Below are 10157 nucleotides of genomic sequence, written 5' to 3'. Positions count from 1 at the left end.
GTAAGTAACGATAAAGGGGGTGAAAAGCCTCCTCGCCGGAAGACCAAGGGTTCCTGTCCAACGTTAATCGGGGCAGGGTGAGTCGACCCCTAAGGTGAGGCCGAAAGGCGTAATCGATGGGAAGCAGGTTAATATTCCTGCACGACTTGTAATTGCGATGGGGGACGGAGAAGGCTAGGTGGGCCAGGCGACGGTTGTCCTGGTGAAAGTGCGTAGGTGGTGTTTCTAGGCAAATCCGGAGACACAACACTGAGACACGAGACGAACGCACTACGGTGCGGAAGCCATTGATGCCCTGCTTCCAGGAAAAGCCTCTAAGCTTCAGATTACAAGTCATCGTACCCCAAACCGACACAGGTGGTCGGGTAGAGAATACCAAGGCGCTTGAGAGAACTCGGGTGAAGGAACTAGGCAAAATAGAACCGTAACTTCGGGAGAAGGTTCGCTCTTGACAGTGAAGTCCCTTGCGGATGGAGCAGTCGGGAGTCGCAGTGACCAGATGGCTGGGACTGTTTATCAAAAACACAGCACTCTGCAAACACGAAAGTGGACGTATAGGGTGTGACACCTGCCCGGTGCCGGAAGGTTAATTGATGGGGTTAGCGCAAGCGAAGCTCTTGATCGAAGCCCCGGTAAACGGCGGCCGTAACTATAACGGTCCTAAGGTAGCGAAATTCCTTGTCGGGTAAGTTCCGACCTGCACGAATGGTGTAACCATGGCCATGCTGTCTCCACCCGAGACTCAGTGAAATCGAATTCGCCGTGAAGATGCGGTGTACCCGCGGCTAGACGGAAAGACCCCGTGAACCTTTACTACAGCTTGGCACTGAACATTGAACCTACATGTGTAGGATAGGTGGGAGGCTTTGAAGGCGTGACGCCAGTTGCGCTGGAGCCGTCCTTGAAATACCACCCTTGTATGTTTGATGTTCTAACGCAGGGCCCTGAATCGGGCTCGCGGACAGTGCCTGGTGGGTAGTTTGACTGGGGCGGTCTCCTCCCAAAGAGTAACGGAGGAGCACGAAGGTTGGCTAATCCTGGTCGGACATCAGGAGGTTAGTGCAATGGCATAAGCCAGCTTAACTGCGAGACGGACAGGTCGAGCAGGTACGAAAGTAGGTCATAGTGATCCGGTGGTTCTGAATGGAAGGGCCATCGCTCAACGGATAAAAGGTACTCCGGGGATAACAGGCTGATACCGCCCAAGAGTTCATATCGACGGCGGTGTTTGGCACCTCGATGTCGGCTCATCACATCCTGGGGCTGAAGTCGGTCCCAAGGGTATGGCTGTTCGCCATTTAAAGTGGTACGCGAGCTGGGTTCAGAACGTCGTGAGACAGTTCGGTCCCTATCTGCCGTGGGCGTTGGATGATTGAAGGGAGTTGCTCCTAGTACGAGAGGACCGGAGTGAACGAACCTCTGGTGTTCGGGTTGTCACGCCAGTGGCACTGCCCGGTAGCTAAGTTCGGAATCGATAACCGCTGAAAGCATCTAAGCGGGAAGCGAGCCCTGAGATGAGTCATCCCTGACCCCTTGAGGGTCCTAAAGGGCCGTTGGAGACCACAACGTTGATAGGTGGGGTGTGTAAGCGCGGCGACGTGTTGAGCTAACCCATACTAATTACCCGTGAGGCTTAACCATACAACACCCAAGAAGTGTTCTGGGCCTTGTAGCAAATACCAAGCGAACTACTAACTAATTCAGTGATAGCGACAAGCCACGAGCAACATCGTTATTCACGTCAGCTTTCTCAGATTGAAGAATTTGCCTGGCGGCCATAGCGCCGTGGAACCACCTGATCCCATGCCGAACTCAGAAGTGAAACGCGGTAGCGCCGATGGTAGTGTGGCATTCGCCATGCGAGAGTAGGACACTGCCAGGCACCCAATTAAACAGCGACGTGCACATCACGACGTTGGCCGAGAGGATGACACCTCATTGAAGCGGCAGACAATTTAGCGAAAAGCTAACCAGACAGCGGAGCGGTAGTTCAGTCGGTTAGAATACCGGCCTGTCACGCCGGGGGTCGCGGGTTCGAGTCCCGTCCGCTCCGCCACTAATTTGAAAGGCCTTCCCGAATGGGAAGGCCTTTTTGCTATGGGCGATTCTTAAGTCTTGTTTTTATCATCTTGGGCCAAAAAGCCCTCACTCCTTGCTGTTTTGTCTATAAATTCCACCCTTTTTTGGTCGTTCCTCAACCAGTTTGAACTGGTTTACTTTTGGCCAAACTCGGCTCATGGCGCGTGATTAGGGTTGTATCTCGCTTATAACTCGGTAGAGTAAGGGCATCTTGAGTTTGCCTGTCCCGCGCCGCGTTTGCCGGGTTCCAGGTGTAACTTGGCCAGTTTTTATCAACCTTAAGTCAGTGGTATCGATATGGAACAAGTAAACAAGTCCACCTTTAGCGATGTACTGGAATATGTGCGTATGTCCCGTCGCCAGAACAAACTCAAGCGTGAAATTGCGGATAACGAGAAGAAGATCCGTGACAACCAGAAGCGCGTACTGCTGCTCGACAACCTGAGCGACTACATCAAGCCGGGCATGAGCATTGATGATGTACAGGCGATCATTGCCAACATGCGTACCGACTATGAAGAGCGCGTGGATGATCACATCATCAAGAACGCCGAGCTTTCCAAAGAGCGTAAAGAGCTGAGCACCAAACTGAAGGGCATGAGCTCTCACAAGTAAGCGTTCCGCTTTCGCTCAAGAGACACCGGCCACTGGCCGGTGTTTTGTTATCAGCTCGGATCTCTGCCACTCCTGCAACAATCGGCTCCCCTTTTTAGAATTGCCCTGTTACCATCACTACAAAGCGGTCAATAGTTTCAAGCCATTGACTTGAAAAGACTAAGCTTGAGTGAAACACAATAAATTGCGCAACCATGGTGGGGCTGATATGGGCGCATCAGAACAGACGGATTTGACACAAGTGGCATCTCAAGATTCATCTGTCCAGACCACGGACGGGAACCCAAAGCGCAAGCGTCGTCCCTGGTGGCGTTGGCTGTTCTGTTTTCTCTTTTTATTGTGCCTCGGGGCGGTGATCGCTCTGGTTGGCTATGAGATGAAAACCTCGAAGCTGCAATCTCAGGAGATCTCCCGCTATGCCGCCAAGCTCACCTATCAGGTCGAGCCAGGCCAGAGCAAGCAGATCGCCTTCCCTGAGGATGGCCCGTTCGACAAGCGGCTCGGCTATGTGCAACTGCCGATGATGCAGGAGCGTCTGCTGCAACGGGGCTATGAAGTCAGCAAGCAGGTGCATTTCTCCGACGCACTCTATGACTACGCCAGTCGTGGCTTCTTCGTGCCTTATACCGAGAAGGTGCAGGCCGGACTGACGCTGCACGACTGCCGCGCCGAGCCCTTCTATCAATTCAAGTATCCGACCCATCACTATCCGGATTTTGACTCCATTCCGCCGCTAGTCATCCAGTCGCTGCTGTTTATCGAGAACCGCGATCTGCTGAGCAACGAAGAGCCGCTGGCCAACCCGGCAGTCGACTGGCCACGTTTTGCCAAGGCAGCGCTCTCTCAGGTGGGCAAGGCGCTCGATATGCAGGATCAATCTGCCGGCGGCAGTACCCTGGCGACCCAGGTGGAGAAGTATCGCCACTCGCCGGATGGTCTGACCCTGTCGCCGACCGAGAAGATCCGCCAGATGGCCTCTGCCAGTGTGCGGGCCTATCGTCTCGGGCCGGAAACCCTCGAAGCGCGCAAACTGGTTGCCTGGGCCTATCTCAACTCGGTGCCGCTCTCGGCTGCGCCGGGATATGGTGAGGTGCATGGTCTGGGGGATGGTCTCTGGGTCTGGTTTGGTGCCAACGTCGATGACGTGAACCGTCTGCTGGATCCCGCCCGCAACCAGAATGCACCGCTGGCCGAGCAGGGGCTTGCGCTGCGTCAGGTGGTCTCGCTGATGATTGCTCACCGCCGTCCCTCCTACTATCTGGCTCAGGGGCGCGAGTCGCTCGCAGCTCTGACCGACAGCTACCTGCGTCTGTTTGTGCAGGAGGGGATGATCACACCACCGCTGATGGAGGCGGCGCTCAAGGCCAAGATCTCGTTCCGTGACTTCCTGCAGTCCCCGGCCATCACCCGGGTGAACAATAACAAGGGGTTGCAGGTTGCCCGTACTCGCCTGAGCCGTCAGCTCGGGGTGCAGCTCTATGACCTCGACCGGATGGATCTGACGGCCGATACCAGCCTCAACATGCCGCTGCAGAACGAAATCTCCCGTTACCTGCAACAGCTGGCCGACCCGACATTTGCCGCTCAGGTAGGGCTGTTTGGTGAGCGCCTGCTCTCGCCGGAGAAGACGGGCGATGTGCGCTACAGCTTCACCCTGTTCGAGAAGTCGCCGGAAGGGTTCAAGGTGCGGGTGCAGACCGACAACACCGATCAGCCGTTCGATATCAACGAAGGCTCCAAGCTGGAGTTGGGCTCAACTGCCAAGTTGCGGGTGCTGACCACCTATCTGGAGATCGTGGCCGAGCTGCACGACAACTATGCGGGCATGTCGCCCGATAGCCTGCGCAAACTCGCGTCGGCCTCTCAGGACAACCTCAGCCGCTGGGCCATCTCCTATCTGATGACGGCTCAGGACAAGAGCCTGCCGGTGATGCTGGAAGCGGCGCTGGATCGCAAATACTCCGCTAGCCCCAACGAGGGGTTCTTTACCGGTGGCGGCATGCACACTTTCAACAACTTCCGCCGTGAGGATAACGGGCGTATTCCTCCCATCCGCGATGCGTTGCGCGAGTCCATCAACCTGCCGTTTGTACGGCTGATGCGCGATATCGTGCGCTACAGCCTTTACAAGGAGGGGAATCGTGCCCAGTTGCTCAAGGATGACAAGGATCCCCGTCGTCAGGAGTATCTGGCCAAATTTGCCGACAAAGAGGGGCAGACCTATCTGCTGCGCTTCTGGCGCAAATATCGCGGCAAGACTCCAGAAGAGCAGCTCGATACTTTCCTCGATGGCCTCAAGCCGAGCGCGGTACGTCTGGCTGCGGTTCACCGCTACCTGATGCCGGATGCCAATGAGGCGACCTTTGCCGCCTTCCTGGCGGAACGGTTGCCGCGGGAGAAGCTGAGCGCGAAGCGGATCAACCAGCTCTATGTCAGCTATGGCCCTGGCAAGTATTCACTGCCGGATCAGGGCTATATCGCTCGGGTGCACCCCTTGGAGCTGTGGCTGCTGGCCTATCTCAAGGAGTTTGACAAGGCGACCTTTGCCGATGCGGTGGCGGCCAGCCGTGACGAGCGGCAGGAGGTCTACAGCTGGCTGTTCAAGACCCGTCATCGCAGCGCCCGCGACAGCCGGATCCGCACCATGCTGGAGGTTGAGGCGTTCCTCGATATCCATCAGCGCTGGGCCAAGCTGGGTTATCCGTTCGACCATCTGGTGCCTTCGTTGGCGACCGCGTTGGGCAGCTCCGGCGATCGCCCGGCTGCGCTGGCTGAGCTGATGGGGATTATCCAGAATGGCGGAGTCCGTTCGCCGACCCTGCGTATCGAGCACCTCTCGTTCGCCAAGGGGACGCCTTTCGAGACCGAGTTCGAACCGACCCATGCCGAAGGCACCAGGGTTCTGCCTGTTGAGGTCGCGACCGCCCTGCGTAATGCGCTCTCCAAGGTGGTGGAAGGGGGGACGGCAAGACGTATCGCCGGGGCATTTACCCTGCCTGATGGCACTGTGCTGCAAATGGGTGGCAAGACCGGGACCGGGGATAACCGGATTGAGACCGTGGGCCGTTATGGCAACGTGACCAGCTCGCTGGCGCGCAACCGTACCGCGACTTTCGTCTTCTATCTGGGTGAGGATCACTTCGGTACCCTGACCGCCTATGTGCCGGGCAGCCAGTCCGACAAGTTCCGCTTCACCTCGGCGCTGCCGGTGCAGGTGCTCAAGGGGATGGCTCCGCTGCTGATACCTTATCTGCAGCCGGGATCCCATACCCAGTGCTTGGCGAACCAGTGATACGGGTTGATTGCAGCTAATCACGCAGATAACTAACCAGAAAAAATGGGGAGGCTGACAGCCTCCCCGTTCTCTTTTCCTCAGCGGGCGCAGCGGCGGCGCCGAAGCGATCAGACGTTCAGCACGAACTGCTCGATCACCCGGGCCACGCCATCTTCATCGTTGCGTGCGGTGGTGTGCTGGGCGAGAGCCTTGATCTCGTCGGTGGCGTTGCCCATCGCAACCCCAAGGCCTGCGTACTCGATCATGTGGTGGTCGTTGCCGGCATCTCCGACGCAGATCACCTGCCCGGCGGTCAGGCCAAGGTGCTCGGCCAGCGCGGCAACGCCGGTTCCCTTGTTGCTGTGCTTGTGCATGAACTCGAGGAAGAAGGGGGCACTCTGTACCACGGTATAGCGCTCATAGAGCTCTGCAGGCAGCTGCTCGATGGCGCGGGAGAGCTGGGGCGGCTCGTCGATCATCATCACCTTCATGATCTGCTCGTCGGCAGGCAGGGTGGCGAAGTCGATCAGATTGATCGGCATGCCGATCAGGCGGGATTCGTGCTCGGTGTAGGTGCTGACACGGGGACTGATGAGGCCCTGGGTGACCGAGAAACCGTGAACGTTCACCTCCAGCTCGTCAGCCAGTCTGGCGACGGCGCTGGCGTCACTGCCGGTCAGCAGCTGGCTGCGGATAATGCGCTGATCGGCAACCTGCTGCACCAGGGCGCCATTGTAGCAGATGACGTAATCATCTTCGGTAGTGAGGCCGAGCTCGGCCAGATAGCGGCTCATCCCTTCCAGCGGGCGGCCGGAGGCCAGCACCACGGTAACCCCTTTGGCGCGCGCAGCGCTGATGGCGGCGTGGGTGCGGGGAGTAATCTGGCCCTGCGGGTTGAGCAGGGTGCCATCCATATCCAATGCGATCAGCTTGTACATCTCTCACTACCTGAGTCTGGGTGGCCCGCCCGGTGGGGCCAAGGAAGTGGCGAGTGTAGCGAAAATCGGCGGCGGGATCACGGTCGGTTCAGCGATGGCGCTGTGCCGATTGATCTATTTGTGCCCCTCATAGGGGTTCATCAGCAGTTGATCTTCGCGGATGCAGAAGTGGATCGGGCCATGTTCGATATCGACCCGTTTGTGATGATGAGCCATCTCCACCTCGACCCCGGGGAAGAGGTGTTGGGTCGCGATGATGTCCATTTCAGCCATCAGTTTCTGCAGCTCTTCATGGTTGGCGGCCAGTTGATCTTCCAGCTGGCGCAGCTCGAGTTGATGGCGTTCGCGGATGGGTTTCAGTTTGCGCAGGGTATCCGGATTGCGCTTGTCGCTGGGCAGTTGCACCAGTCGCATCACCAGCTCCTTGAGCTTTTCCAGCTGATCCAGGCACGCCTGTTGCTGCTGCTTGAGCTGATGCTCCTGCTCCTTGTGGGTGAAGTAGCCGCCTAGGATCTGCAGCCGGGTCTGATTACCGGCAGAAGCCCCCAACACCGGCGAGATGATGAGGCGATTGGCAATGCTGAGGCCACCCAGCAGGTTGCCTTTACGCATTCCGCCGTCACCCACCTTGATGTCCTGCCCGCTGCGGCTGTAGCAGTGGCTGAGTTGGCTCTGGATCTGGATATCGCCCCCCGCTTCCAGCTGGGCATACTGGGCGTAGCTGGCGTGGATCTCCCCCTGGGCATTGAGCTGGCAGAGGAATTCCCCCTGATCGTCACGGCGGCCAATGATGCCGTGCCGAACCGTGATGCTGCCCCCTGCCTCGATCCAGCCCCCCTCGATAAAGCCGCCGATGACGATGTCGCCGCTGACCGAGATCCTCATGCCCGGGTTGACGTCATCATTGACGATCAACCCCCCTTCAAAGGTGATATGACCATGGCGCGCATCCACCCGTTTGACGCTAAGCACCTCATCTACCTTCATGCCTGATTTTTCCTGGCAGGGCAGCCCAGCACGGCTGGCAATCAGCAGGTCGGGGTCATCGGGGGAGAAGAACGTGCCCTCACCAGCACTCATCGGGCTGTCCTTGCCATGCTTGGCGGGCAGTTCCTGGCCGGTTACGGTAAAGCCGGGTACCCCCTGGGTGGCAGGGTGGCGGCGCATCAGTTGGGCGCCAGCTTTGACGGTGACAAGGGAGCCGAGATCCCGCAGGTCGACCCGGTCATGATCCAGTTCCTGCGGTTTGAGGATCCGCTCGGCCGGGGTCTCCACCAGCCGCTCATAGCGGGTGTCCTGACCATTGACGGCAGGCTGGCCACGGGCAACGACCAGCTTGAGCTGGCTGCCGGGTGGGGCCTCTTTGGCCGACACGATGGCGGCGGTGAGGCGTGGCTCACTCACCCCCTGTTTGATCTCGCTGAGGGCGATCGCCTCTTGCAGTTGTTCCATCGTCACATACTTGCCACCCCAGTCGGCGGTGATCTGGGCACTGGCGCTCATCCGGTCTTTTTCCACCACTATGGTGACTCTGGCATCCTGACGTTTGCCGATGGGGATCGGCTTGGTAGGCACCGGGGCGGCAGGGTTGGTAAGCAGGGTATTGAGCAGACTGATGGCCTGTTTGAACCCCTCTGGCAGTGGCTGATAACGGCGGCAGTTGGAAGCGAGCAGCAGAGCCTGCACATCCTGTTCCGTGACCGGTTTGGTGAGACCGGCGGCAATCCGCAGGCAGACCAGTTCCATGTCGCTTGATAGCAGCAGCCACTCTTTGCTTAACACCGTATCTCCTTGCCTGGTGGGGAGAGGGGCGCTCGGTTTACCCCTCTACTGTCATTAAATCTCTCAATGTCAAAGAAAGCGAATCACCGACCGAGAGAGCGGGCAGTATTCAGACATTTCTTCTGAATGGTCAATGGATTGAGATCAAATCGGTGATGATGGCCGGATAAATTCGGGCGCTGTTCGGCAATGGCGCTGGGTGGTTCGCCGGATCGCGGCAGGGGAGCTCTGCCAGCGACATGGGCTGCGCTGACAGGGGGAGGCATTTTGGTGATCAGCTGCGCTGCGCCGTTCTGGTCAACGTGAGGTAATCGCCGAGTACCGGCTCGCCCAGCAGATGGCGGCGCAGCATGTCGAGCGCGGCAAAGGCGAGGATCTTGCGGCGGCTCTCCGGGTCAGGGTGGCTGACCTTTAGCGTCTGGCCAATCTGCTGGCCATCGGCGCAGAGCAGCAGTGGCACACCCTCTGCCCCCTCTCGCCCTATGGTCAGTTGCAGACCCGTATCGGCAGTCGGCAGCCGGGCCAGATCATCGGCCAGTTGCGTGCTGAAGCGGGCGTCCAGTCGGTGATGACCGTGACAAAGTGCCAATAGTGCGCCGCCACTCTCCCCCTCCAGCAGCGTCAGTGGCCGGCCTTGCAGCAGCGCGAGGATCTGCTGCGCCGGTTCCGTATCGCCGCTGCCAATCAGCCAGGGGCGGATCCTGTTCAGCAGCCGGTGCTCGGCGCTCTCCATGTCAGCTGCGCTGGCGCTGTGGCCGATCAGCTTCAGCTCGATAAGGGGCATGGCGGAGCGATAACCCAGCTCGATACCCATGGGCCAAGGTTCGGCATCCAGCATATCGCTGAGGGCTGATTCCGAGATGCCGAAGGTGTAGAAGCGACGCAGCTCGGTATCGACTTGTGCCCCGGCCAGCAGTTTGAGGCGCGGCAGAATCTGCTCGCGCACCATCTGCTTGAATTCGAACGGCACGCCCGGGGTGAAGAAGAGCTGGCTCTGGCCACTTCGCACCACAAAGCCGCAGGCGGTGCCGACCGGGTTGTCGAGGATCTCGCCTCCCTGCGGCAACCAGGCCTGTTTGGCATTGCTCTGTGCCATCGGGCGGCCACGGCTGGCGTAGCGCGCTGTGATGGTGGCGAGCCAGTCGGGGAAGATAGTCAATGGCTGGTCAAAGGCTTCCGCTGCCGCTTGAGCGGTCAGGTCGTCGGCAGTGGGCCCGAGCCCGCCACACACCAGCACCACCTCGGCGCGGCGGGCACTCTCTTGCAGCACCGTTTTCAGGTCGGCGAGGTTGTCCCCCACCGTCAGGCGACGGCGCACCTGCCACCCCTGTTCCAGCAGCAGAGCGCTGAGCCAGGCCGCATTGGTATCCACCACCAGACCCGTCACTATTTCGTCTCCGGTGCTGATGATCTCGATACGCATGGCGGGCTCCTTGGGTTAAACGGGTGACAACGGTTGGCCTGGGGCC

Annotated in this window: 5 protein-coding genes, 1 tRNA gene and 2 rRNA genes (1 of these 8 only partly in view); 5 read left to right on the top strand and 3 right to left on the bottom strand. The window is 58.9% G+C overall.

Features of this window, described 5'->3' with window-relative positions; all coding sequences use genetic code 11:
• From I6G90_RS13505 to I6G90_RS13485, 5 genes are all read left to right on the top strand, one after another.
• Window positions 1–1641: ribosomal RNA gene (locus I6G90_RS13505) — 23S ribosomal RNA — on the top strand (it extends 1248 nt beyond the left edge of the window).
• Between the two features lie 126 nt (window positions 1642–1767).
• A 5S ribosomal RNA gene (gene rrf, locus I6G90_RS13500) occupies window positions 1768–1882 on the top strand.
• Between the two features lie 97 nt (window positions 1883–1979).
• Window positions 1980–2056, top strand: a tRNA-Asp gene (locus I6G90_RS13495).
• Between the two features lie 320 nt (window positions 2057–2376).
• Window positions 2377–2694, top strand: coding sequence for a PTS system regulator TmaR (gene tmaR / locus I6G90_RS13490; RefSeq protein WP_033136060.1), 318 nt, complete (start codon window positions 2377–2379; stop codon window positions 2692–2694).
• A gap of 208 nt (window positions 2695–2902) precedes the next feature.
• On the top strand, window positions 2903–5986 hold the full coding sequence (locus I6G90_RS13485; protein ID WP_197927906.1) for a transglycosylase domain-containing protein: 3084 nt from the start codon (window positions 2903–2905) through the stop codon (window positions 5984–5986).
• Between the two features lie 110 nt (window positions 5987–6096).
• On the opposite strand, the gene yidA is transcribed toward I6G90_RS13485, so the two are convergent.
• From yidA to I6G90_RS13470, 3 genes are all read right to left on the bottom strand, one after another.
• Window positions 6097–6906: a sugar-phosphatase gene (gene yidA / locus I6G90_RS13480; RefSeq protein WP_042657278.1), complete on the bottom strand. Its 810-nt coding sequence runs from the start codon at window positions 6904–6906 to the stop codon at window positions 6097–6099.
• A 114-nt stretch (window positions 6907–7020) separates the two neighbouring features.
• Entirely contained in the window at window positions 7021–8688 is a 1668-nt protein-coding gene (locus tag I6G90_RS13475; RefSeq protein WP_332260270.1) for a DUF342 domain-containing protein, read from the bottom strand.
• Between the two features lie 274 nt (window positions 8689–8962).
• The gene (locus I6G90_RS13470; RefSeq protein WP_197927904.1) at window positions 8963–10111 is read right to left on the bottom strand and encodes a competence/damage-inducible protein A; all 1149 of its coding nucleotides are present in this window, start codon (window positions 10109–10111) and stop codon (window positions 8963–8965) included.
• Window positions 10112–10157 lie beyond the last annotated feature (46 nt).

The sequence above is a fragment of the Aeromonas allosaccharophila genome (assembly GCF_016026615.1).
GTDB classification, from domain to species: Bacteria; Pseudomonadota; Gammaproteobacteria; order Enterobacterales; family Aeromonadaceae; genus Aeromonas; species Aeromonas allosaccharophila.
Note: the sequence above shows the minus strand (reverse complement) of the source record. Positions and strands in the feature narration are given on the sequence as shown.